This window comes from Streptomyces sp. NPDC047108 (genome assembly GCF_040643575.1).
In the GTDB taxonomy this organism is placed as follows: domain Bacteria; phylum Actinomycetota; class Actinomycetes; order Streptomycetales; family Streptomycetaceae; genus Streptomyces.
The window spans coordinates 237,495-261,821 of record NZ_JBEYUP010000007.1; the positions used below are offsets into that span (position 1 = coordinate 237,495).

The following is a 24,327-nucleotide window of genomic DNA, read 5'->3' on the forward strand; positions in this document are numbered from 1 at the left end:
CCCGGAAAGCGGCTGAAATTCTGAGGCATGGCCCTGTGAAGCGAGGGCAGACGGAACAACACCCCCCCACGGGTGCCGCGCACCCCCGGCGGCCGCTCGCTCCCCCCCCTCACACCCGCGAGCGGCCGCCCAGCGCGGGGCGATAGCCTGACGGCCGGAATTCTCTCGATACCAAGAGATCCCTAGACGGCCAGGGACACCCACCGCCAGGCAAGCAAGCAGGAGATCGCCATGACCCGCACTCCCGTCAATGTCACCGTCACCGGCGCGGCCGGCCAGATCGGCTACGCGCTGCTCTTCCGCATCGCCTCCGGTCAGCTGCTCGGCGCCGACGTGCCGGTCAAGCTGCGACTCCTCGAGATCCCGCAGGCGGTCAAGGCCGCCGAGGGCACCGCGATGGAGCTCGACGACTGCGCCTTCCCGCTGCTGCAGGGCATCGACATCGCCGATGACCCGAACGTGGCCTTCGACGGCGCCAACATCGCGCTTCTCGTCGGCGCCCGCCCCCGCACCAAGGGCATGGAGCGCGGCGATCTGCTCGAGGCCAACGGCGGCATCTTCAAGCCGCAGGGCAAGGCCATCAACGACCACGCCGCGGACGACGTCAAGATCCTGGTCGTCGGCAACCCGGCGAACACCAACGCGCTGATCGCCCAGTCCTCCGCCCCGGACGTACCGGCCGAGCGCTTCACCGCGATGACCCGCCTCGACCACAACCGCGCGCTGTCCCAGCTCGCGAAGAAGACGGGCGCGCCGGTCTCCGAGATCCGCCGCCTCACCATCTGGGGCAACCACTCGGCCACCCAGTACCCGGACATCTTCCACGCGGAGGTCGCGGGCAAGAACGCCGCCGAGGTCGTGGGCGACGAGAAGTGGCTCGCCGACTCCTTCATCCCGACCGTCGCCAAGCGCGGCGCCGCGATCATCGAGGCCCGTGGCGCGTCCTCGGCCGCTTCCGCCGCCAACGCCGCGATCGACCACGTCCACACCTGGGTCAACGGCACCGCCGACGGCGACTGGACCTCGATGGGCATTCCGTCCGACGGTTCGTACGGCGTTCCCGAGGGTCTGATCTCCTCCTTCCCGGTCACCACCAAGGACGGCTCGTACGAGATCGTGCAGGGCCTGGACATCAACGACTTCTCCCGCACCCGAATCGACGCCTCGGTCGCGGAGCTGGCGGAGGAGCGCGAAGCGGTCCGCGGTCTCGGCCTCATCTGAGCCCGTCCGCTGCCGCGGCCTCCGTGCCGCGCCCGCGCGTCGAGCGCATCGAACGCCCCCGGCACAGCACACCGCTGCCGGGGGCGTTCCCCGTACGGGGCGTTCCGCCGTGGAGGGGCCTCGGTCAGACCTTGAGCGGCCGGTCGGCGGGTCCGATCGGCGACGGCAGCACGGTGCCGCCCGTCAGATAGGAGTCCACGGCCGCGGCCACGGCACGTCCCTCGGCGATCGCCCAGACCACCAGCGACTGGCCGCGGCCCGCGTCCCCGGCCGCGAAGACGCCGTCCAGGTCCGTGGCGAACCGACGGTCGCGGGCGAGATTCCCCCGGACGTCGAGCCCGAGGGAGAGCTGGTCCACCAGGCCGCTGTCCCGCTCGGGGCCCGAGAAGCCCAGCGCGAGGAGCACGAGCTGCGCCGGGAGCACCTCCTCGGTGTCCGGCACGGGGTGCCGGTGCACGGGCTCGACCTCGGAGAGGTGCAACGCCCGTACGGTGCCGTGGTCGTCGCCGTCGAAGCGCAGCGTCGCCGAGGAGAAGATCCGCGGGTCGTGCCCCGACCCGGCCCTGGCCTCCTCATGGGCGTGCGAGGCCCGGTAGACCTTCGGGTACGTGGGCCAGGGCTCGTCCTCGCGCCGCTCCGCGCCCGGTTCCGGGTTGATGTCGAGCTGGGTGACGGACGCGGCGTGCTGCCGGATCGCGGTGCCCAGGCAGTCCGACGCGGTGTCGCCCCCGCCGATGATCACGACGTCCTTGCCCTCGGCGGTGACGGGCGGTGCCGCGTAGTCGCCCTCCTGCACGCGGTTGGCGAGCGTCAGGTACTCCATCGCCTGGTGGATGCCGCGCAGCTGGCGGCCCGGAACCGGCAGCTCCCGCCATGCCGTGGCGCCGACGGCGAGGACCATCGCGTCGTACCGCGCCCGCAGCTCGGCCGCGTCGACGTCGTGCCCGACGGCCACGCCGGGGCCGAACTTGGTCCCCTCGGCCTCCATCTGCTCGATGCGCCGGTCGATGTGGCGCTTCTCCATCTTGAACTCGGGGATGCCGTAGCGGAGCAGCCCGCCGATACGGTCCTCGCGCTCGTAGACGGCGACCGTGTGCCCGACGCGGGTGAGCTGCTGCGCGGCGGCGAGCCCGGCGGGCCCGGACCCTATGACGGCGACGGTCCTTCCGCTGAGCCGCTCCGGTGGCTGCGGGGGCGTGTGGCCGAGCGCCCACGCCTGGTCGGCGATGGTGGACTCGATGTCCTTGATCGTCACGGGGTCGGAGTTGATCGCCAGGACGCAGGCGTCCTCGCACGGAGCGGGGCACAGGCGACCGGTGAACTCGGGGAAGTTGTTGGTGGCGTGCAGGCGCTCGGAGGCGGCACGCCAGTCCTCGAGCGAGGCGTACTCGTTCCACTCCGGGATGAGATTCCCCAGCGGGCAGCCGCTGTGGCAGAACGGGACGCCGCAGTCCATGCACCGGCTCGCCTGTTTCGTGACCAGCGGAAGCAGCTCCTGGCCCGTGTAGACCTCATGCCAGTCGGCCACGCGCTCCTCGGCGGGCCGGCGTGGCCTCGCGGCGCGTGAGGTTTTGAGGAAGCCCTTGGGGTCGACCATGTGCTGCTCCGTCGCTCGCAGCATCGGACCGTGGCGTTCCGGCCACTCTACGCCTGGTTTGTCCGCCTTTCATCAGTGCGGGACGGGGGCTCCACGCCGACCTCCACGCCCGGTGGTTCTCCGCCGCCCGGCCTATTCCTCCGGCGCGGACCGGCTCCTGTCCGGCACCGGCGTCCCGTGCCGGGCCGCCGCCCAACTCCCGTGTGCCGTCCCGTGCATCGCGGACACCTGGCTCGCGGCGGATGCGGACGTGGTGCTCGATCGAGCCGGGGGCGTGCTCGTCCGTCGCCCGTCATCCGCGGTCCCGCTGCCCGAATCTGCCATTCCGGCCCGAATCCCTTCCCGGCAGCGTGAAATGGGTCACTGAGCGTGAAAACTTGCGCATGGGTTTCCCGTGACGGGGGAGGGGTCCCCGTTGCTGGTTCGACCGGCGGTCGACCAGCGATGAACATGACATGCAGGGGAAGGCAGAAACAAACGTGTCGGCTACCGAGAGTATCCATATCGACGGCGTGTGGCGGACGGCCGCATCCGGAGCCACCCGCGAGGTCCTCGACCCCGCCGACGCCAAGCCTCTGGCCCTCGTCGCCGAGGGTGGCCGCGAGGACACCGACGCCGCCGTCGCCGCGGCACGCCGCGCCTTCGACTCCGGTCCCTGGCCGCACACTCCCGTCGCCGAACGCGCCGCGCTGCTGCGCCGCGTCGCCGATCTGCTGCAGCGGGACCGCGAGGAGATCGCGCTCACCGAGAGCCGCGACACCGGCAAGACCCTGGAGGAGGGCCGGGTCGACGTCGACGACGTGACCAATGCCTTCCGGTACTTCGCCGATCTCGTCATGAACGAGAGCGGAGGCCGGGTCGTCGACGCCGGCAGCGAGACGGTGCACAGCGTCGTCGTCCACGAGCCCGTCGGCGTCTGCGCGATGATCACGCCCTGGAACTACCCGCTGCTCCAGGCGAGCTGGAAGGTCGCCCCGGCGCTCGCCGCGGGCAACACGTTCGTCATCAAGCCCAGCGAGGTCACCCCGCTCTCGACCGTCCACCTGGTCGGGCTGCTCGCCGAGGCCGGCCTCCCCGCCGGTGTCGCGAACCTCGTCACCGGCACCGGCGACCCCGTCGGCGCCCGGCTCTCCGAGCACCCGGACGTGGACCTGGTCTCCTTCACCGGCGGACTCGCCAGCGGCACCAAGGTCATGCAGGCCGCCGCGCCGACCGTGAAGAAGGTCGCCCTGGAGCTGGGAGGCAAGAACCCCAACGTCGTCTTCGCGGACGCCTGCGCCACCGACGAGGGCTTCGACACCGCCGTCGACCAGGCCCTGAACGCCGCTTTCATCCACAGCGGCCAGGTCTGCTCGGCCGGCGCCCGGCTCATCATCGAGGAGTCCGTGCGCGACCGCTTCGTCGCCGAACTGGCGCGCCGGGCCGAGAAGATCAAACTGGGCCGCGGCACCGAGGACGGCGTCGAGTGCGGCCCGCTGGTCTCGGCCCAGCAGCTCGAGAAGGTCGAGGCGTACGTCGACTCCGCCCGCGACGAGGGCGCCGTCGTGCGCTGCGGCGGCCGCCGGCCCGAGCCCTCCGGCGTACGGCCCGCCACCGGCTACTTCTACCCGCCGACGATCCTCGACTACTGCCACGGCGAGATGCGCGTGGTGCGCGAGGAGACCTTCGGGCCGATCCTCACCGTCGAGACCTTCCACACCGAGGACGACGCGGTCGCCCTGGCCAACGACACCGAGTACGGGCTCGCGGGCGCCGTGTGGACCTCCGACGCCGGCCGCGCCCGCCGCGTGGCCCGTCGGCTTCGCCACGGCACGGTATGGATCAACGACTACCACCCGTACCTCCCGCAGGCCGAGTGGGGCGGGTTCGGCAAGTCCGGCGTCGGACGGGAGCTGGGCCCCACCGGTCTCGACGAGTACCGCGAGGCCAAGCACATCTACCAGAACCTCGACCCGCGGCCCGTCCGCTGGTTCGCGGGCTGACGCCCGCCCCCCCCGGCGGGTACGGGCGTCACGTCCGTACCCGCCCTTGCGGATCACGCACACGCACGCACCTTGCAAGGAGCAGGACCCACCATGCCCCCCTCCCTTGAGACCGAGGCAGCCGACTATGTCGTGGTCGGCGGCGGCACCGCAGGATCGGTGATCGCCTCCCGCCTCACCGAGGACCCCGAGGTCACGGTCACCGTCATCGAAGGCGGCCCGACCGACATCGACCGGCCCGACGTCCTCACCCTCCGCCGCTGGCTCGGCCTCCTCGGCGGCGATCTGGACTACGACTACCCGACGGTTCCCCAGCCGCGCGGCAACTCCCACATCCGGCACAGCCGGGCCCGCGTGCTGGGGGGCTGCTCCTCGCACAACACCCTGATCAGCTTCAAGCCGCTGCCGTCCGACTGGGACGAGTGGGCGGAGGCCGGCGCCGACGGCTGGGACGCGGCGTCCATGGACCCGTACTTCGACCGGCTGCGCAACAACATCGTGGCCGTCGACGAGCAGGACCGGAACGCCATCGCGCGGGACTTCGTGGACGCGGCCCAGGCCGCGCTCGGCGTGCCGCGCGTCGAGGGCTTCAACAAGAAGCCGTTCCACGAGGGCGTCGGCTTCTTCGACCTGGCCTACCACCCGGAGGACAACAAGCGCTCCTCCGCCTCGGTCGCCTACCTCCACCCGCACATCGAGGCCGGTGACCGCCCGAACCTCCGCATCCTGCTGGAGACCTGGGCGTACAAGCTGGAGCTGGACGGCACCCGCGCCACCGGCGTCCGCATCCGGACCCAGGACGGCGAGGAGCGCCTGATCCGGGCCCGCCGCGAAGTGATCGTCTGCGCGGGCGCGGTGGACACCCCGCGGCTGCTGATGCACTCCGGCATCGGGCCGAAGAGGGACCTGGAGGCGCTGGGCATCGCCGGTGTGCACGACCTTCCGGGCGTCGGCGAGAACCTGCTCGACCACCCCGAGTCGGTCATCGTGTGGGAGACGAACGGGCCCATCCCGGAGAACTCGGCGATGGATTCCGACGCCGGGCTCTTCGTCCGGCGGGACCCGGAGTCCGGCGGCCCGGACCTGATGTTCCACTTCTACCAGATCCCGTTCACCGACAACCCCGAGCGCCTGGGCTACGAGAAGCCCGCGCACGGGGTGTCGATGACGCCGAACATCCCCAAGCCGCGCAGCCGCGGCCGCCTCTACCTCACCAGCGCCGACCCGGCCGTCAAACCCGCCCTCGACTTCCGCTACTTCACGGACGAGGACGACTACGACGGCAACACCCTCGTCGACGGCATCAAGACCGCACGGGAGATCGCGAAGACCGAACCGCTGGCCGGATGGCTCAAGCGCGAGGTCTGCCCCGGCCCCGAGGTCACCTCCGACGAGGAGATCAGCGCATACGCACGCCATGTCGCGCACACCGTCTACCATCCGGCGGGCACCTGCCGCATCGGTGCGGCAGACGACGAACTCGCCGTCGTGGACCCCGAGTTGAGGATCCGCGGGCTGGAGGGCATCCGGATCGCCGACGCGTCCGTGTTCCCCACCATCCCCGCCGTGAACCCCATGATCGGCGTCCTGATGGTGGGGGAGAAGTGCGCAGAACTGCTCGCATCAGGCCCGAAAGATGAAGGTGATGTCCGATGACGGCTACCGGTAGAAGCGACACCGGGACGGCGGGCGCGTCACGCCCGCGCCAGGAAGCGGAGGAGAAGACGGCGCTGGGGCAGGCTCCCGTCTTCTCCGTCCGCAACCTGTGGAAGGTCTTCGGACCCAAGGCGGACCGCATACCCGGCGGCCCGCACGCCTCCCTCCCGGCCGACGAACTGCGCCGCCGCACCGGCTGCACCGCGGCCGTCCGCGACGTCTCTTTCGACGTCCGCAAGGGCGAGGTCTTCGTCGTCATGGGCCTGTCCGGCTCCGGCAAGTCCACCCTGGTGCGCTGTCTGACCCGGCTCATCGAGCCGACCAGCGGCGGCGTGTCCATCGACGGCGAGGACGTGCTCGGCATGGACCGCGCCCGGCTGCGCGAACTGCGCCGCCACCGCGCCTCCATGGTCTTCCAGCACTTCGGCCTGCTGCCGCACCGCTCGGTGCTCGACAACGTCGCGTACGGCCTGGAGATCCAGGGCGTCGGCAAGGCCGAACGCCGCGCCCGCGCCGCCGAGATGGTGGCCAAGGTCGGCCTGGAGGGCCTGGAGGCCCGCCGCCCCGGCCAGCTCTCCGGCGGTCAGCAGCAGCGCGTGGGCCTGGCCCGGGCGCTCGCCGTCGACCCCGAAGTGCTGCTCTTCGACGAGCCGTTCAGCGCCCTCGACCCGCTCATCCGCCGCGACATGCAGCAGGAGGTCATCCGGCTGCACCGCGAGGAGGGCCGGACGATGATCTTCATCACCCACGACCTCAGCGAGGCCCTGCGCCTCGGCGACCGCATCGCGCTCATGCGCGACGGGCAGATCGTGCAGCTCGGCACGCCCGAGGAGATCGTCGGCTCCCCGGCCGACGACTACGTGCGCGAGTTCGTCCGCGACGTCGCCCGCGAGCAGGTCATCACCGTCCGCTCCGCCATGCGCCCCGCCGACATCGGCGAGTCCGAGACCGGCCCGGCCATCGCCCCGAGCGCCACGGTCTCCGAGGCGATCGAGGCGGTCGCCCGCTCCGGCGACCCGGCCGCGCGCGTCATGTCCGACGGCAAGCTGCTGGGCGTCGTCGACCACGAGTGCCTGCTCGGCGTCGTGGCCGGCACCGAGGGCCCCGACGGCCCGCAGGGCCCGGACCCCGACGGGCCGCGGGGCACCGACGGGCCGGAGGGCACCGAGGACGCGACGGTTTCCGGGGGCGTGAAGGACTCCGGGGCCGTGAAGGACTCCGGGAGTCCGAAGGACGCGAAGACCGCGGAAGGCGAGGGGGTCGCCGCATGACGCTGCCCGACCCCGCCGGTGTCAGGGGGCGCAGATGAGTGCCGTCACCTCCGTCGGCAGCCCCGACACCGCCCGTACGTTCTCGCTGCGTTCGCTCACCCGCCACCGCTCGCTCGGCAAGCTGCTCCTGCTCGCCGTCGCCGCGGCCGTACTCGTCCCGCTCGCCCACGCCCAGTGGTCCAGCGGCAGTTGGCCGGGCGCGCTGACCGTCGACGTGTCCGAGCCGCTCGGCACCGCCAGCGACTGGATCATCGACAACCGCGACAGCCACCCGCTGTTCCTGTACTTCTTCGGCCACATCAGCAACGCCATCGTGCTGTCCGTACGCGCCGTCTACCTCGTGCTGCTCGCCCTCGGCTGGGCCGGTGTCACGGCCGTCGCGGGCCTCGTCGCCTGGCGCGTGGCCGGGCTCCGGCTCGCGCTGACCTCCGCCGCCTCCATGGCGCTGTGCGGAGTGCTCGGCATGTGGGTGCCGACGATGCAGACGCTCGCCGTCATGGTGGTGGCGGTCCTCTCCTCCGTCGTGCTGGGCGGCGTACTCGGCCTGGCGGCCGGGCTGTCGGACCGCACGTACCGCGCGCTGCGCCCCGTGCTCGACACCATGCAGGTGCTGCCCGCGTTCGCCTATCTGCTGCCCGTCGCGCTCGTCTTCGGCATCGGCGTGCCCGCCGCGGTCCTCGCGACCGTCGTCTACGCGGCGCCGCCCATGACACGCCTCACCGCGCTCGGACTGCGGGGCGCCGACGGCGGCGTCATGGAGGCCGTCGCCTCGCTCGGCGCGACCGGCAGGCAGCGGCTGCTGACGGCCCGCCTGCCGCTCGCTCGCAAGGAACTGCTGCTCGGCGTCAACCAGACGATCATGATGGCCCTCTCGATGGCTGTCATCGCCTCGATGATCGGCGCGGGCGGTCTCGGTGACCGCGTCTACCAGGCGCTGTCGTCCGTGGACGTGGGCGCCGCGCTGGCCGCCGGTATCCCGATCGTGCTGCTCGCCGTCGTCCTCGACCGGGTCACCGGCGCCGCCGGCGAGAAGCTCGGCGCCGAACCGACCGGGCCCGCCGCGCTGCGCGGCCCGCGCGGCTGGGGCCTCGCCGCCGTGGCCGCGGCCGCCGTGGCAGTGACCGGACGGCTGACGGGCGCCCTGAGCTGGCCGGAGAGCTGGACGTTCGCCATCGCCGAACCGGTCAACACCGCCAAGGACTGGATGGTCGACCACCTCTACACCGGCGTGCCCGTCGTCGGCGGAACCGCCGACTGGGCCGCCCACTTCACCCGCTGGGTCCTCGACCCCGTGCGCAGCGGGCTGCTCGGCCTGCCCTGGTGGGGCGTCCTGCTCATCGTCGCCGCGCTCGCCTGGGTCATCGGCACCTGGCAGACCGCGCTCACCGCCGTCGCCTCGATGGCCGCGATCGGCGTCCTCGGGGTGTGGAAGCCGTCGATGGACACGCTCTCGCAGGTCCTCGCGGCCGTCGCCGTGACGCTGGTCCTCGGCTTCCTCATCGGGATCGCCGCGGCACGCAGCCCCCGGCTGGAACGCATGCTGCGCCCGGTGCTGGACGTGTTCCAGACGATGCCGCAGTTCGTCTATCTCATCCCGGTGGTCGCGCTGTTCGCGGTCGGCCGGGCGCCCGCCGTCGCCGCGGCGGTCGTCTACGCGCTGCCCGCCGTCGTCCGCATCACCACCCAGGGCCTGAGGCAGGTCGACCCGGCGGCCCTGGAGTCCTCGCGCTCCATGGGCGCCACCACCGTCCAGCAACTGCGTCAGGTCCAGCTTCCGCTGGCCCGCTCAGCGCTGCTGCTCGCCGTCAACCAGGGCGTCGTCCTGGTCCTCGCCGTCGTCATCATCGGCGGCCTGGTCGGCGGTGGCGCGCTCGGCTACGACGTCGTGGCGGGTCTGGCCCGCGGCGAACTGGCGACCGGCCTGGTCGCCGGCGCGGCGATCGTCTGCCTGGGGCTGGTGCTCGACCGGGTCACCCAGCCCACGACCCGCCGCGAGCGGAAGGAGAGCTGACATGGTGCGCATACGGATCCCCGGCCCGCGCCGGCGGGTCGCCGGCGCCGCCCTTGTCGCCGCCGCGCTGCTCGCGGCGACCGGCTGCGGTGCCGCCGACATGACCCAGCAGACATCGCCGTTCGCGAACGCGGAGGGCGCGAAGACCGTCAACCTCTCGGTGCAGTCCTGGGTCGGTGCACAGGCCAACGTCGCCGTCGCCCAGTACCTGCTGGAGCACGAACTGGACTACCGCGTCGACACCGTGCAGGTCGACGAGATCCCGGCCTGGGACGCGCTCAGCCAGGGCCGCGTCGACGCGATCATGGAGGACTGGGGCCACCCCGAGCAGGAACAGCGGTACATCGAGGACAAGAAGACGATCGCCCGCGGCGGCGACCTCGGTGTCACCGGCCACATCGGCTGGTTCGTCCCGAAGTACTTCGCCGACCAGCACCCCGATGTGACGGACTGGAAGAACCTCAACAAGTACGCGGACCAGCTGCGCACGGCCGAGAGCGGCGGCAAGGGCCAGCTCCTGGACGGCTCGCCCTCGTACATCACCAACGACAAGGCGCTGGTGAAGAACCTGAACCTGGACTACCAGGTCGTGTTCTCGGGTTCGGAGGCGGCTCAGATCACCCAGATCAAGCAGTTCGCCAAGCAGAAGAAGCCGTTCCTCACCTACTGGTACGAGCCGCAGTGGCTGTTCAACCAGGTGCCGATGGTCGAGGTGAAGCTGCCGAAGTACACGGACGCGTGCGCGGAGAAGGGGACCGAGGACCCCGAGTCCATCGACTGCGCGTATCCGACGACTCCGCTGCAGAAGTTCCTCAACGCGGACTTCGCGAAGAAGGGCGGCAAGGCCGCGACCTTCCTCAAGAAGTTCCGGTGGACCAAGGAGCACCAGAACGAGGTCTCCGAGATGATCGCCGCGGACAAGATGTCGCCGCAGGACGCGGCGGAGCGGTGGGTCAAGGAGAACCCGGACGTCTGGAAGGCGTGGATGCCCTGACGGGTACTGCCGCTCTCACCGTCCGCGCCTGACAGCGGCTCGGCCCGCCCCGTCTCCCCCTGCCGTCCGGCGCGGGGGAGGCGGGGCAGCCGCGTTCGTGGGGTGACGTCCTGCTGCCCTGCTGCCCTGCTGCCCTGCTGCCGCGCTGCCGCTCGGGCGCTCGGGCGCTCGGGCGCTCGGGGGCTCGGGGCTCGGGGCTCGGGCCCTCGGCCGGTCGGGCGCTCGGCGCGGGGGAGGCGGGGCGCGCGTTCGTGCCGTGCCGCTGCGGCCGCGTGGCTAGCATGTCCGTGATGTCTGCCATGCCTGCCATGTTCTCGATGTCCGGACGGTCCGCAGCGGCTGCCGTGGCCGTCCCCGCCGCCGCGACTTCTCGGCCCGCGCGGTCCGGCGCCACGTCCGCCGCGCCCACGCGGTCCGGCGCCACGTCCGCCGCGCCCGCGCGGTCCGGCGCCGCGCGTTCCGCATCCGGCTGATGAGCCGGAGTCGTACGGAGCGCCCGCCCGCGCCACGTGACCGGCCGTCCGCCGTCCCGCCCGGCCGGGCCCGCCTCATCGCCCTCGTGCGGTCGGCCGCGGTGGCGGCACCGATGGCCGTCGGAGCGGGGACCGGCCACCTCGGCCCGGGGCTCGCCTGCTCGTTCGGCGCCTATCTCACGCTCGCCGCCTTCTCCTCGCTGACCTCCAGGCCCCCGGTCGCCGATCTGCTGGCCGGGGGCGTGCTGTTGAGCCTCGCCGCCGCGGCTGGTGCGGCCTCGGCCGGCATCGCGGCCGCCGTGGTCGCGGGGGCCGCGCTCGCCGCCGCCCTCCAAGGGGTGTCCGAGGTCGCGGGCGGCCCGCTGCGCATGGCGGCCGCGATGGCGGTCCTGGCCTTCCTCCTGGCCGGGGTCGACCTCGCCCAGGGCGTGTCCTGGTGGGCGTACGCGGCCCAGTTCGCGGCCGGGACGCTGTGGCAGGCGCTGGTGATCACCGCCACCGGACGGACGGTCACGGGCCCCGGGCCGGCCGCGAGCCTGCGCCGGACGCGTGGGCGGCTGCGGGACGCGACGCCGTTCGCCGCGACCCTCGCCTGCACCGGCGCCCTCGCCACCGGAACGGCCTGGCTGATCCCCCTCTCCCACGCCGTCTGGCTGGCCAGTTCGGCGCTGCGGGTGGCCAAGCCCTCCCGGGAGGCGGTGCACACACGCGCGAAGGACCGCGTCCTGGGCACGCTCGGCGGCGGAGTCATCGCCGCGCTGCTCCTCACCCCCCGGGTCCCCGTCCTCCTCCTCGCCCTCGTCGTGGCGGTCACCCTCTGTGCCATGCAGTTGGTGACCGCGGCCCGGTACGGGTGGTGGACGCTGTGCCTGACCGTCGTGGCGCTGGTCTTCGGTATGGAGCACGGGATGGGGGACTGGGAACTGGCCGCGGAACGCATCGCCCTGACGGTCGGCGGTGTCGCCCTGGCCCTGGTGATGCTCGCGGCCGGGGGCCGGCTGACCGCGGCGGTCCGGCGGCGTACGGGGTGAACGCCGGGCGCCCGCTGACGTACCCCTGCTCGCGTACGGGGTGACCGGCGTACCCCCGCTCGCGAACGGGGTGACCGGCGGGGGCGCCGCTTCCGGCGAATGAGACCCGGCCCGCGTACAGGCGCACCACCGACGAACGACTCCTGTCGGCGGACCGGCTCGCGTACGGGTGCCTCCGGCGTGCTCAGGGGGCGGCTGCCGTCGTGGCCAACCCTCCCGCGAGGGACCGGATTTCTCCCGCGATGCGCTGCTGCGGACCGCCACCGAAGGTGATCCTGGTGGCTCCGAGAGCGCCCAGCTCGCGCGGTGACGGCCGCCCGGCCGGTGCCGCCAGGGCGTTGAGCGGACCGCCGATGCCCGCCGCCAGCTCCGGCAGCAGCTCGCGCGGCGCGAGGATCGGGTACACGCAGTCGACACCCGCCTCCCGGTAGAGCAGCCCGCGCTCGATCGCCGCCGCCGCGTCGGGCGTACCGCGCAGGAACGTGTCGATCCGCGCGTTGACGACGAGTTGGCCGCCCGCCGCGGCCCGAACGTCCGCGAGCCGGTCGGCGTGCCGCCGCGGGTCGACGAGCTGTCCCGTGGCCGGGTCGGAGTCCTCCAGGTTGCAGCCCGCTGCGCCTGCTTCCAGCAGCCGTTCCACGATCTCGGCGGGTGCGAGCCCGTAGCCGTCCTCGATGTCCGCGGACACCGGCACGTCCACCGCCCGTACGATCCGCGCGATCGCCGCGAACATCTCGGCGGGAGGGGTCTGGCCGCCGTCCTCGTACCCCAGCGTCGCCGAGATCCCGGCGCTCGGTGTGGCCAGGGCCGGGAAGCCCGCTTCCTCGAACGCGCGGGCGCTCACGGCGTCCCACGGACCGGGCAGGACGAGCGGGTCGCCCGCCTCCCGGCCGAGGTGCAGGGCGCGCAGAGTCGCCGCGGCGGTCATACGGCGGCCTTCTTCCGATCGCCGGGCTGGTAGGAGCCCGGCACCGACCGCGTGGTCACCGCGATCCGGTTCCAGGCGTTGATGGTGAGGATCAGGGCGATGAGATGGGCGAGTTCGGTCGCGTCGAAATGCTCGGCCGCGCGGGCGTAGACCGCATCGGGGACGAAGCCGTCCGTCAGTACCGTGACCGCCTCGGTCAGCGCGAGGGCGGCACGCTCCTTCTCGGTGTAGTGGCCGGGCGCCTCCTCCCAGGCGCTGAGGAGGTACAGGCGGTCCTCGCGCTCACCCATCGCGCGGGCGTCCTTGGTGTGCATGTCGAGGCAGAACGCGCAGTGGTTGATCTGCGAGGCGCGGATCTTGACCAGCTCGGCGAGGACCGGGTCGACGCCGTTCGAGGCGGCCGCGTCGAGCCGGACCATCGCCTTGTAGACCTCGGGGGCGTGGTCCGCCAGACGCATCCGCGGGGCCTGGCCAAGGGTGGTGTCCTTGATCGTCATGCCCCCACCCTAGGCATGCATTGACCCAGGAGTATGGTCCATTTCCATGGAGAAAACGTGGGCCACTTACGGGAGCGATCTGCATCTCGATCTGCCGGCGGGCGGCACGACGGGCGTCCGGGCCGCGCTCATCGGCGCGCTGCGGGACGCGGTCCGTACGGGTCGGCTGGCCCCCGGGACACGCCTGCCCTCGTCCCGCTCGCTCGCCGCCGACCTGGGACTGGCCCGCAACACGGTCGCCGACGCCTACGCCGAACTCGTCGCCGAGGGCTGGCTCATGGCCCGTCAGGGCTCCGGGACGCGCGTGGCGGACCGGTCGACGGGAGCCGTACCGGCGGCTCGGGCGACGGGGACCGCGCCGGCCCGGGGCGCGTCCCGTAGCGCACCGGAGGGTCGGACCTCCCGTACGGCACCGGCGGACCGGGCATCCCGTAGCGCACCGGCGGACCAGGCATCTCGTGGCGCACCGGCGGACCGGGTATCCCGTAGCGCACCGGCGGTGCGCCGGGCCGGTGGTGACCGGTCGGGTCCCACCGCGGGGCCGGCTCCCCGCACCGGCGCCGCCCACAACCTCTTCCCCGGCTCTCCCGACCCCGGATCCTTCCCCCGGACCGCCTGGCTCGCCGCCTCCCGGCGGGCCCTGCAGGCCGCACCCGCAACGGCCTTCGGGTACGGAGACCCGCGCGGCCGCCCCGAGCTGCGCGAGGCCCTCGCCGGGTATCTCGCCCGGGCACGCGGCGTCCTGGCCGAACCCGAACGGATCGTCGTCTGCTCCGGCTTCGTGCACGGACTGCGGCTGCTCGCCGAGGTGTTGCGGCGGTCGGGCACCTCCGGGGTGGCCGTCGAGGGCTACGGGCTCGACGTCCACCGCCGCATCCTCACCGGCGCCGGACTCCGTACGCCTCCGCTGACGGTTGACGAACGGGGCGGGTGCACCGAGGAGTTGGCGGATCTGCCGGGCACGGGCGCGGTGCTGCTCACACCGGCCCACCAGTTCCCCACCGGCGTACCGCTCCACCCCGAGCGCAGGGCCGCCGTCGTCGACTGGGCGCGGCGCACCGGCGGGCTGGTCGTGGAGGACGACTACGACGGCGAGTTCCGCTACGACCGGCAGCCGGTCGGCGCGCTCCAGGGCCTGGACCCGGAGCGCGTCGTCTACGTCGGTACCGCGAGCAAGAGCCTCGCCCCCGGCCTGCGCCTGGGGTGGATGGTGCTGCCGGACCACCTCGTCGAGCCGGTGGTGGAGGCGAAGGGCGGCGTCGAATGGCAGGCGAGCGCGCTCGACCAGCTCACGCTGGCGGAGTTCATCGCATCCGGGGCGTTCGACCGGCATGTGCGGGGCATGCGCCTGCGCTACCGGCGCCGCCGCGACCAGCTGGTGTCCGTGCTCGCCGCACGCGCCCCGCACCTCCGGGTCACCGGCATCGCGGCCGGACTGCACGCCGTGCTCGAACTCCCCACGGGCACCGAGCGGTCCGTCATCGGTGCCGCGGCGGCCTGGCACGGTCTGGCCCTCGACGGGCTCGGCCGCTACCGGCACGAGGACGCGGAGACAGCCGGGGCCGGCAGGCCGGACGCGGGCCCCGACGCCCTCGTCGTCGGATACGGCACACCACCGGACCACGCGTTCTCCGGCGCCCTCGACGCCCTGTGTGCCGCGCTGCCCTGACGTGTCGTCACCCACAGGCGTGACCCACGCGGACCCCGTCACGCGGAAGCCCTCCACCGCCCCTAGGATGACCGGGCTCAACTGGACATGAACACGACGGGGGTTGAGGAAGACATGACGGACACTCGACGCAGGCTGCGCTCCGGCACCGTGATTCTCGGCAGCATGGGCGCCCTCGCGGCAGCCCTGACCGCCTGCAGCTCGGAGCCCGACAAGCGGTGCGTGGACGAGGACAGTTACCGCGTCACCCAGGGCTACCGGGTCATCGACGCGGACGACTGCAAGAACGGCCGCAGCAGCCTGAAGAGCGGCTGGAACGCCAAGGGCAAGAGCAGGAGCACTGGCCGCGCCTCCCTCACGGGGGACGCCTCCTGGTACTACGGCGGCGAGGAGAAGAAGGGCTGGGTCGACGGCGGCTCGTTCTCCGACGACTCCGAGGGATCGGGCGGTTCCGGCGGCTCGTACGACGACTCGGACGTACGACGCGGCGGCTTCGGCAAGGGCCACGGCGGCAGCGGCGGCGGCTGATCCCTCATGCGGCGCCACAACATCGCCCCGCGCCCCGGCTGGCAGCAGACGGTCGAGGAGCAAGGGCTCATCTATCCGCTCACCCGCTACCCGGACGGCTCGCTGCGCCCCTACTGGGACGAGAGCGCGTACTACGCGTTCACGCTCCCCGAGGTCGAGGCGCTGGAGGAGGTCGTCGAGGAACTGCACGCCATGTGCCTGGCAGCGGCCGCGCACATCGTGGAGCACGACCGCTTCGCCGAACTGGGCATCGACGATCCCCGGCTGGCCGCGCTCGTGGCCGACTCCTGGCGACGGCGGGACGAACAGCCCAGTATCTACGGCCGGTTCGACCTCCGCTACGACGGCACCGGCCCGGCGAAGATGCTCGAGTACAACGCCGACACCCCCACCTCGCTGGTCGAGGCGGCGAGCCCGCAGTGGTTCTGGATGGAGGACCGCTTCCCGGGCGCCGACCAGTGGAACTCGCTGCACGAGCGGCTCGTCGCCGCCTGGAAGCGCCAGGCGACACTGCTGCCCCCGGGCGCTCCCGTGCACTTCGCGCACTCGGCGGGGGACGAGCTGGGCGAGGACCTGATGACCGTCGCCTATCTGCGGGAGACCGCCGGACAGGCCGGTCTGGAGACCGAGTCGATCTCCATGGAGGACATCGGCTGGGACCGGCTCTCCGGCCGTTTCGTGGACCTGCGGATGCGCTTCATCCGCAGCTGCTTCAAGCTCTACCCGTGGGAGTGGCTGGTCACCGACGGCTTCGGCCAGGGCGCTCTGGACACCCTGGACAACGGCGGCGGCACCGGCAGCACCCTCTGGATCGAACCGGCCTGGAAGATGCTGCTCTCCAACAAGGCGCTCCTGGCCGTGCTCTGGGAACTCCACCCCGGGCACCCGAACCTGCTGCCCGCCTACCTGGACGGGCCGCGGGAACTCGCCGGGACGACGGGATACGTCGCCAAGCCGCTGCTGGGCCGGGAAGGCGCGGGGATCACCCTGCACGAACCGGGCGCCGCACCCGTCGTACGGGACGAGCCCTGCTGCTACCAGGAGTTGGCGCTGCTCCCGGACCTCACAGCGACGGCGGCCGACGTCGGTCCGGGAGCGAAAGGCCCTGCGGGGGACGGTTCGGCAGGGGACCGCCCGGTGGGGGACGGCTCGGCGGGGGAAGGTTCGGTGGGGGACGGAGCGGTGGGCGGGAACCACGTGGTGCTCGGCGCCTGGGTCGTCGAGGGGGAGGCGGCAGGTCTCGGCATCCGCGAGTCCGCCGGGCCCGTCACCGACGAATACGCCCGCTTCCTCCCGCACGTCATCCTCTGACGTGTCTCCCTTTCCCTTGTGGTCTTTGCGTGTTCACCGTCTGCTCCTACGGTTCGAGAGTTTGTCCGAACCCGAGGAGAGCTGTGACGCCCACGAAGCAGAGAATCGCAACTCCCAGGAACGGCGCGGTCCTTGGCGCCCTGCTGCTGACCGCCCTCATGGCCCCGACCGGGGCCGGGGCGGCGGCGGACGGCCCGGGAGGGGCTGACGCGGCCCCGCGACCGGCGCGGGTCACCGCGACGGCCGAGACCCCCGCCGTCCACGACGACGAGGCGGGCGGCAACGCCGATGCCGACGACCCGGCGGTCTGGGTCGATCCCCGTGACTCCGGGCGCAGCATCGTCGTCAGCACCCTCAAGGAGGCCGGACTCGACGTCTACGGACTCGACGGCAAGCGCCTGCAGCACATCGCCGCACCGCCCGCGCCGCCCGGCGACGGCACCGAACCCGGCCGGTTCAACAACGTCGACATCGTCTACGGCTTCGAACTCGACGGCCGCAAGACCGACTTGGCGCTGGTCAGCGACCGGGGGCGGGACCGCGTACGGGCCTACGCCATCGACCCGCGCGCCGTCCGCGCGGGCCGGGCGCCGCTGCGCGACGTCACCGCGGACGGCGTCGCGCCCGTGTTCTCCCGGGACGAAGGCGACGTCGACGAGCAGCGCACCGCGTACGGGCTGGCCGCGTACACCCACGACGGAGACGCCCATGTGGTCGTCTCGCGGCGCTCGGAGACCCGTCTGAAGCTGCTGAAGCTGACGGACGCCGGTGGCGGCAAGGTCGGCTACACCGCCGAGGACACCGTCGACCTGCCGGGCTCCTTCACGCTGCCCGACGGCAAGCGCTGGGAACCGTGCGCCGACCCCGGCGACCACGCGCAGGTCGAAGGCATGGCCGTCGACCTGGAGGAGCGCGTCCTCTACGCCGCCCAGGAGGACGTCGGCCTGTGGCGCATCGACCTCGACGACGAGGAGTTCGACACCCCGCGCCTCCTCGACCGCGTACGGGAGTACGGCGTGCCGTGGACGTACGACAGCACCGAGGAGGAGTGCGTGATCGACACCGATCACGACCCCGGCTACGGCGGTAAGCACCTCCGGGCCGACGCCGAAGGCGTCACCGTCTACCACGCGGGCGACGGCAAGGGATACGTGCTCTCCTCCAGCCAGGGTGACAACACCTTCGCGGTCTACGGCCGCGGCGGCCGCAACTCGTATCTGGGGTCGTTCGAGGTCGCCGGCGGCCCGGCTGCCGACGCCGTCCAGCACTCCGACGGCTCGACCGTCGTCAACGTCCCCCTCGGCCGGAACTATCCGAAGGGCCTGCTGGTCACCCACGACGGGGAGGCCGAACCGGCGGACGGCGACCGCGAAACCACCAACTTCAAGTTCGTCAAGTGGGACGCCATCGCCTCCGCCTTCCCGGACGACCTGATCGTGGACACCGCGTCCTTCGACCCGCGCGACCCCGACTGATCGCCTGACGACGGTCCCCGCGCCCGACCGCACAGAGCGGGCCGGCCGGGATGCACATGACGGTGCCGGGAGGACGGCCGACCCTCCTCCCGGCACCGAACTGCTCTGCACGCCCGGCCGACGCGCTCAGCCCTGCGGAACTGCTCAGCCCTGGAGAACCGCCCTGAGCCGGTCCAGGCCCCAGTCCAGGTCCTCCTTGCTGATCACCAGCGGGGGAGCGATCCGGATGGTGCTCCCGTGGGTGTCCTTGACCAGCACGCCCTGGTCCATCAACTTCTCCGAGATCTGCCGGCCCGTGCCGTGCGCGGGATCGATGTCCACACCCGCCCACAGGCCGCGGCCGCGCACCGCCTCGACTGCCCCGCCGCCCACCAGCAGATTCAGCTCCGCGTGCAGATGCTCGCCCAACTCCGTTGCCCGCTGCTGGTACTCGCCGGTGCGCAGCATCGCGATCACCTCGAGCGCGACGGCACACGCCAGCGGATTGCCGCCGAAGGTGGAGCCGTGCTCGCCGGGGCGGTAGAGGCCGAGGACGTCGTGCGAGGAGACGACGGCCGAGACCGGGACGACTCCGCCGCCCAGCGCCTTCCCCAGCACATACATGTCAGGAACGACGTCCTCGTGCTCGCATGCGAAGGTCTTGCCCGTCCGGCCCAGCCCGGACTGGATCTCGTCCGCGATGAACAGGACGTTCCGCTCCCGGGTCAGCTCCCGCACGGCGGAGAAGTAGCCCGGCGGCGGCACCAGGACACCCGCCTCACCCTGGATCGGTTCGAGCAGCACCGCCACGGTGTTGTCGGTGACCGCGGCCTCCAGCGCCGTCAGGTCGCCGTAGGGCACGATCTCGAAACCGGGGGTGTACGGACCGAAGTCGGCGCGCGCTTCCGAGTCCGTCGAGAAGCTGACGATGGTCGTCGTCCGCCCGTGGAAGTTGTTGCGCGCCACGACGATCTTCGCCTGGCCGTCCGGGACCCCCTTGACCTGGTAGCCCCACTTGCGCGCGGTCTTCACCGCCGTCTCCACGGCCTCCGCCCCGGTGTTCATGGGCAGCACCATCTCCATGCCGCACAGCTCGGCGAGCTGCGTGCAGAAGTCGGCGAAGCGCTCGTGATGGAACGCCCGCGAAGTGAGCGTCACCCGCTCGAGCTGCGCCTTCGCCGCGTCGATCAGCCGGCGGTTGCCGTGACCGAAGTTCAGCGCGGAGTACCCGGCCAGCATGTCCAGGTAGCGCCGACCCTCCACGTCCGTCATCCATGCGCCTTCGGCGGAGGCGACGACGACCGGCAGCGGGTGATAGTTGTGCGCGCTGTGTGCCTCGGCGGCGGCAATGCTGCGTTCCGTAGTCGTCACGGCGATGCTCCGTTCGGTGTCGTGGCGGTTCCGTGCTCATTTCTATCGTCGCTCGGTCGGATTGCGAAGAAACCTTCCAGAACTGCTCCGATACGACTCAGGCCATAGACTGTGCGCACACATTGCGACTGGCGCGCGTGGAAACGACCACGAGGGAGCAGTGTGCGGACATCCCCCACGAGGTGCCGCCCGCCTGGGCACCCCGGGTTCGTGAACCGACATACGGATCGACCCGGAGGACGCCGTGACCGTGTCCCTTTCCCATCCCGCCCTCTCCGCCGAGGACCCCGAGCTGGCCGCCCTCATCGCCGACGAGGAACAGCTCCAGTCCGACACCCTGCGCATGATCCCCAGCGAGAACTACGTCTCGCAGGCCGTGCTCGAAGCCACCGGCACCGTGCTGACCAACAAATACAGCGAGGGCTACCCCGGCCGCCGCTACTACGAAGGCCAGCAGAACATCGACCGCGTCGAGCTCCTCGCCGTCGAGCGGGCGAAGACCGTCTTCGGCGCCGAGCACGCCAACGTCCAGCCCTACTCGGGATCACCCGCCAACCTCGCCGTCTACCTGGCGTTCGCCGAGCCCGGCGACACCGTGATGGGTATGTCCCTCCCGATGGGCGGCCACCTCACCCACGGCTGGGGCGTATCCGCGACGGGCACCTGGTTCCGCGGCGTCCAGTACGGCGTCCGGGCCGACACGGGGCTGACGGACTTCGACGAGGTGCGTGAACTGGCCGTCAAGGAACGGCCGAAGATCATTTTCTGCGGCGGTACGGCCGTCCCGCGCACCATCGACTTCGCCGCCTTCGCGGAGATCGCCCGAGAGGTCGACGCCGTCCTGGTCGCCGACATCGCACACATCGCCGGACTCGTCGCGGGCGGTGCCCACCCTTCCCCCTTCCCGCACGCCGACGTCGTCTCCACGACCACCCACAAGACGCTCCGCGGCCCCCGCGGCGCCATGCTCCTCTCCCACGAGTCGAAGGCGAAGGCGCTCGACAAGGCGGTCTTCCCCGGCCTCCAGGGCGGTCCCCACAACCACACCACCGCCGCCATCGCCGTGGCCCTCCACGAGGCCACGCAACCCTCCTTCCGCGACTACGCACACTCCGTGGTCGCCAACGCCAAGGCGCTCGCCGAATCCCTGCTGGAGCACGGCTTCGAGCTCGTCTCGGGCGGCACGGACAACCACCTCATCCTGATGGACCTCACCCGGAACGGCGTGCCCGGGAAGGTCGCAGCGAAGGCGCTCGACCGCGCCGGAATCGTCGTGAACTACAACACCGTGCCCTTCGATCCCCGCAAGCCGTTCGACCCCTCCGGCATCCGCATCGGCACCCCGTCGCTCACCTCCCGCGGTCTGGGCACCGACCAGATGCCCTTGGTCGCCCAGTGGATCGACCGAGGTGTCGCCGCCGCCGGCAACGGCGACGAGGACGCCCTCGCCAAGATCCGGGCCGAGGTCCGCGACGTGATGGCCGCCCACCCGGCCCCGGGCCTTCCCACGGGCTGACCGCGCCGACCTCCAGGCGGCGGTGGCGACCCCAACGACGGTGGTCCTCTGCGGTGGTGAGCGCCTGCGGTGGCGCCCTCTCCTGCCGGATGCCCTCGTGGGCCCCCCTTCGGTGATGACCCCAGAAGCCGCAACTCGCGGACTCTCACGGGCTGATGACGCCGGCGCCCTCCGGGGCGCGGCCGACCGCAGTCGCGCGCTCGGCGGATGACGGCCCGACGACAGTTGCACCTGAGGGCGGCCACAGGCCCAGGGAGGTCGCGCCCCGCCGCGGGTCTCGGCACACCGCGGTGGCGCCGATGGTTCACGGCCGACCGCGGTCGCGCCTGACAGGTCCCGGTAGATGACGCCGCCCGGCGGCTCGCGTCGGCAGGTGTGCCGGGAGGGACGTCCGGGACGTCAGACGTCGAGAAGCCGGTGGTGCATCACCGGATCGGCAAGGCTGCGGCGGATCACCCAGCGCCGAAGCAGCACGGTGCCGCCGCAGCCTATGCCTATGCCCGCCGCGAACCCGGGCACGGTCCACCACCCGTCCATGCCGCTGGGCCCCGGTGCGACGGCGTGCATGGCCCCGCCCTCCATCGCCTCGGCCCGGCCCCACACCGGACGGGTCTTCCCACCCATCAGTCCGAGATCGCCGAGGAGGGCACGGAGCTCCCGCGGCTTCTCGGCCGCGTGCCAGAAGCCCGTCTCCGAAGAGCGCGGAGCCGAGCCTCTGCCGCTGGAGACCGTACGGATCCAGACCGTCCCGGACGGGTCGTCCGCGTAGATACCGTCGGTGCGCCACACGGACACATCGCGGACCACCCAACTCACATTGACCTGAGGCCCCCCGGCCCCACCGGTCTCCTTAAGGCTCGGCGGCCGCTTCCGCTCTCCCGTGGCAGGCCCGAGCAGTTGCTCCAGCCGTCTGTAGCGCTCCGTGTCGACCGGAAGTGCTGTCGCCTCGCCCGTGGCCTGCGAGGTGATCACCACGCTCGTCCGCCCGACCGCGCCCGCCGGCGAGCCGCAGATGAATAACGCAGCAAGCGCTGTCACTGCCGTGATGCCCGCCCGCACGGTGAAACGACGCATGATTCCCCCCAACCACGTGGTGCGGCCCCTCCGCCCCACGTCACATCTGGTACACCTCCCGGGCCCACCAGGTTCCCGATTCCGGTATTTCCGCCCCAACTCGCCGAGCCCGGTTCAGGATTGGCCCGGCGCGGAGACTCGAAGCGTCTCGGGCACGCTTCACCGGCCCCACACCCTTCACTGCGCCAACGGCGCCGATTTCAGCACCGGCCGCCCCACAACGGCCCGTTCGGCACACGTCCGCCCCATGTGCCCCCGTTCGCCACCCGCCCGCCCCGCAGCGGCCGTTCCACGCCCGCCCGCCTCCCAGCGGCCTTCGGCCAGCCATGCCGCACGCTCAGCACCGGCTCCGCGCCATGTGCCCGTTCCGCCGTACCCCTTGTCCACCCGACGACCGGCCGTGCCGAGGCCCGGCCCGGCCTCCGGCGTCGGCCAGCGGTCACCCCCGGGCGCTGCCGCCACGGCCGGGATCCGAGCCGCGAACACCGCGAACCCTCCGGGCACCACCGCCGCGGCCACGTCCGGCTCTGAACTCGCCCGACACGCCGGGTAGTTCGGGCGTCTCGGATGCATCGGGACCCTTGACCGCATCCGGCGCCCCGGGTGCGGGCTCACCCACGAGCCCGGCGAGGACCCGCTCCACCAGCGTCTCGGCGTCCACCGGCTGTATCCGGAGGTCGCGGCTGAGCGATCTCAACTCCTCCGGCAACAGCTCCCGTTCACCACCCACACCCTCGGCGCACCGCTCACCCGGGTGTCCGCCACGAGAGACCTCAAGGCCTTCGCTTCCTCCGTCCTCGTCCTGCTTCCTCACCGCGTCGCCTCCGTCTCTCCCGGCCCATCGCTTGCCCGCAGCCGAGGGCTGCCGGAGCGCCCCATCTCTGGGCCGGAGCGCCCCATCTCTGGGCCGGGGCGCCGCACGTCCCGGCCCCTGGGCGGCCGGCCTCGGCTCCCTGCTCCGGGTCCCGTTCTCCTCTCGGGACCGGGCCCCTTCCCCCTCCCCGCCCCCGCCCCTCTCCCCGGCCCCTTCGTCCTCCCCGGCCCGGCCCCTGCCCGAGCCCCGGCCGTGCCGTCCACTGCTCCCAGCGCCCGCTCCAAACGCCGTAACGCGCGGTTCAGCCGGGACTTGACCGTGCCACGCGGCCAGCCCAGCGCCTGCGCCGTCTCCGCCTCGTCCAGATCCAGGAGATAGCGGTACGTCACCACCTGCCGCTGCTCCTCGCTCAGCCCGTCCAGCGCCTTCAGGAGCCGCGCACGCCGCTCACCCGCCAACGCCGCGGCCGCAGGGTCGGCGGATTCGGGTATCAGCGGCTCCGCCCCCACCAACGCCGCCTCGCGATCCACCGCAGTGCGGAGTCTGCGCGCCGATCTCACTGTGTTTCTCGTCTCATTGGCGACGATCTGCAGCAGCCACGGACGGAACGCGGCCCCGTCCCGGAAGCGCCCGAGCGACTGGTACGCCTTCAGGAACGCCGTCTGCACCACGTCCTCGGCGTCCGCGCCCGCCCCCATCAGCACCGCTGTGCGGTGCGCGATCTGCGCGTGCGCCCGCACCAGATCCGCGTACGCCTCGCGGTCACCGGCGCGGACCCGCGCGATCCTCGCGTCCTCACCGATGCCTTCGCCCATGCCCTCACCCGTGCCCTCACCGATACCGCCACCCGTGCCCCCACCCGTGCCCTCACCGATGTCCCCACCCGTGCCCTCGCCGATGCCCTCACCGGCCGGGATGTCGATCACGAT

General features: G+C 72.3%; 17 protein-coding genes, 1 pseudogene and 1 riboswitch. Of the genes and pseudogenes, 12 read left to right on the forward strand and 6 right to left on the reverse strand.

Going from position 1 to position 24,327, the window contains the following annotated elements; all coding sequences use genetic code 11:
- The first annotated feature begins 231 nt into the window (after positions 1-231).
- Positions 232-1,221 carry a malate dehydrogenase gene (locus ABZ822_RS17410; RefSeq protein ID WP_360853937.1) on the forward strand — a complete coding sequence of 330 codons (990 nt, stop codon included), beginning with the start codon at positions 232-234 and terminating at the stop codon, positions 1,219-1,221.
- A 124-nt stretch (positions 1,222-1,345) separates the two neighbouring features.
- Here the strand turns inward: ABZ822_RS17410 and ABZ822_RS17415 are convergent, their stop codons facing one another.
- Entirely contained in the window at positions 1,346-2,818 is a 1,473-nt protein-coding gene (locus ABZ822_RS17415; protein WP_360854212.1) for a glutamate synthase subunit beta, read from the reverse strand.
- Between the two features lie 479 nt (positions 2,819-3,297).
- Between ABZ822_RS17415 and ABZ822_RS17420 the strand changes: the two genes are divergently transcribed.
- The 6 genes from ABZ822_RS17420 (at position 3,298) to ABZ822_RS17445 (ending at position 12,236) form a co-directional block, all read left to right on the forward strand.
- Positions 3,298-4,800, forward strand: coding sequence for an aldehyde dehydrogenase family protein (locus ABZ822_RS17420; RefSeq protein ID WP_360853940.1), 1,503 nt, complete (start codon positions 3,298-3,300; stop codon positions 4,798-4,800).
- 93 nt (positions 4,801-4,893) lie between these two features.
- Positions 4,894-6,456, forward strand: a complete 1,563-nt coding sequence (locus tag ABZ822_RS17425; protein WP_360853943.1) for a GMC oxidoreductase — start codon at positions 4,894-4,896, stop codon at positions 6,454-6,456.
- Positions 6,453-7,727 carry a glycine betaine/L-proline ABC transporter ATP-binding protein gene (locus ABZ822_RS17430; protein WP_360853946.1) on the forward strand — a complete coding sequence of 425 codons (1,275 nt, stop codon included), beginning with the start codon at positions 6,453-6,455 and terminating at the stop codon, positions 7,725-7,727. Before ABZ822_RS17425 ends, ABZ822_RS17430 begins: the two co-directional genes overlap by 4 nt.
- Before the next feature lie 34 nt (positions 7,728-7,761).
- Complete coding sequence (locus ABZ822_RS17435) at positions 7,762-9,738, forward strand: ABC transporter permease subunit (RefSeq protein ID WP_360853949.1); 1,977 nt, start codon at positions 7,762-7,764, stop codon at positions 9,736-9,738.
- 1 nt (position 9,739) lies between these two features.
- Complete coding sequence (locus tag ABZ822_RS17440) at positions 9,740-10,732, forward strand: ABC transporter substrate-binding protein (protein WP_360853952.1); 993 nt, start codon at positions 9,740-9,742, stop codon at positions 10,730-10,732.
- Positions 10,733-11,204: 472 nt separating this feature from the next.
- A complete protein-coding gene (locus ABZ822_RS17445) occupies positions 11,205-12,236 on the forward strand; it encodes an FUSC family protein (RefSeq protein ID WP_360853955.1) in 1,032 nt (343 codons plus the stop codon).
- A 184-nt stretch (positions 12,237-12,420) separates the two neighbouring features.
- On the opposite strand, the gene ABZ822_RS17450 is transcribed toward ABZ822_RS17445, so the two are convergent.
- Together ABZ822_RS17450 and ABZ822_RS17455 are read right to left on the reverse strand one after the other, a co-directional pair.
- Complete coding sequence (locus ABZ822_RS17450) at positions 12,421-13,164, reverse strand: isocitrate lyase/phosphoenolpyruvate mutase family protein (protein ID WP_360853958.1); 744 nt, start codon at positions 13,162-13,164, stop codon at positions 12,421-12,423.
- Positions 13,161-13,661: a carboxymuconolactone decarboxylase family protein gene (locus tag ABZ822_RS17455; protein WP_360853961.1), complete on the reverse strand. Its 501-nt coding sequence runs from the start codon at positions 13,659-13,661 to the stop codon at positions 13,161-13,163. The genes ABZ822_RS17450 and ABZ822_RS17455 overlap by 4 nt, the downstream gene beginning before the upstream one ends.
- A gap of 46 nt (positions 13,662-13,707) precedes the next feature.
- On the opposite strand from ABZ822_RS17455, the gene ABZ822_RS17460 reads away from it, so the two are divergent.
- The 4 genes from ABZ822_RS17460 to ABZ822_RS17475 all read left to right on the forward strand — a co-directional run bounded on the left by ABZ822_RS17460 (position 13,708) and on the right by ABZ822_RS17475 (position 18,644).
- Positions 13,708-15,330, forward strand: a complete 1,623-nt coding sequence (locus tag ABZ822_RS17460) for a PLP-dependent aminotransferase family protein (protein WP_360853964.1) — start codon at positions 13,708-13,710, stop codon at positions 15,328-15,330.
- Positions 15,331-15,444: 114 nt separating this feature from the next.
- Positions 15,445-15,858 carry a hypothetical protein gene (locus tag ABZ822_RS17465; RefSeq protein WP_360853967.1) on the forward strand — a complete coding sequence of 138 codons (414 nt, stop codon included), beginning with the start codon at positions 15,445-15,447 and terminating at the stop codon, positions 15,856-15,858.
- Positions 15,859-15,864: 6 nt separating this feature from the next.
- On the forward strand, positions 15,865-17,169 hold the full coding sequence (locus ABZ822_RS17470; protein WP_360853970.1) for a glutathionylspermidine synthase family protein: 1,305 nt from the start codon (positions 15,865-15,867) through the stop codon (positions 17,167-17,169).
- A gap of 83 nt (positions 17,170-17,252) precedes the next feature.
- Positions 17,253-18,644 carry a phytase gene (locus ABZ822_RS17475; protein WP_360853973.1) on the forward strand — a complete coding sequence of 464 codons (1,392 nt, stop codon included), beginning with the start codon at positions 17,253-17,255 and terminating at the stop codon, positions 18,642-18,644.
- A 144-nt stretch (positions 18,645-18,788) separates the two neighbouring features.
- Here ABZ822_RS17475 and rocD read toward each other — a convergent pair whose 3' ends face one another.
- On the reverse strand, positions 18,789-19,994 hold the full coding sequence (gene rocD / locus ABZ822_RS17480) for an ornithine--oxo-acid transaminase (RefSeq protein WP_360853976.1): 1,206 nt from the start codon (positions 19,992-19,994) through the stop codon (positions 18,789-18,791).
- Positions 19,995-20,108: 114 nt separating this feature from the next.
- Positions 20,109-20,200: riboswitch (ZMP/ZTP riboswitch) on the forward strand.
- A gap of 38 nt (positions 20,201-20,238) precedes the next feature.
- Between rocD and glyA the strand changes: the two genes are divergently transcribed.
- Positions 20,239-21,510 carry a serine hydroxymethyltransferase gene (gene glyA / locus ABZ822_RS17485; protein WP_360853979.1) on the forward strand — a complete coding sequence of 424 codons (1,272 nt, stop codon included), beginning with the start codon at positions 20,239-20,241 and terminating at the stop codon, positions 21,508-21,510.
- A 399-nt stretch (positions 21,511-21,909) separates the two neighbouring features.
- Here the strand turns inward: glyA and ABZ822_RS17490 are convergent, their stop codons facing one another.
- On the reverse strand, positions 21,910-22,584 hold the full coding sequence (locus tag ABZ822_RS17490) for a hypothetical protein (protein ID WP_360853982.1): 675 nt from the start codon (positions 22,582-22,584) through the stop codon (positions 21,910-21,912).
- A 1,089-nt stretch (positions 22,585-23,673) separates the two neighbouring features.
- Positions 23,674-24,213: pseudogene (locus tag ABZ822_RS17495) on the reverse strand (sigma-70 family RNA polymerase sigma factor); the annotation flags it as partial.
- Positions 24,214-24,327 lie beyond the last annotated feature (114 nt).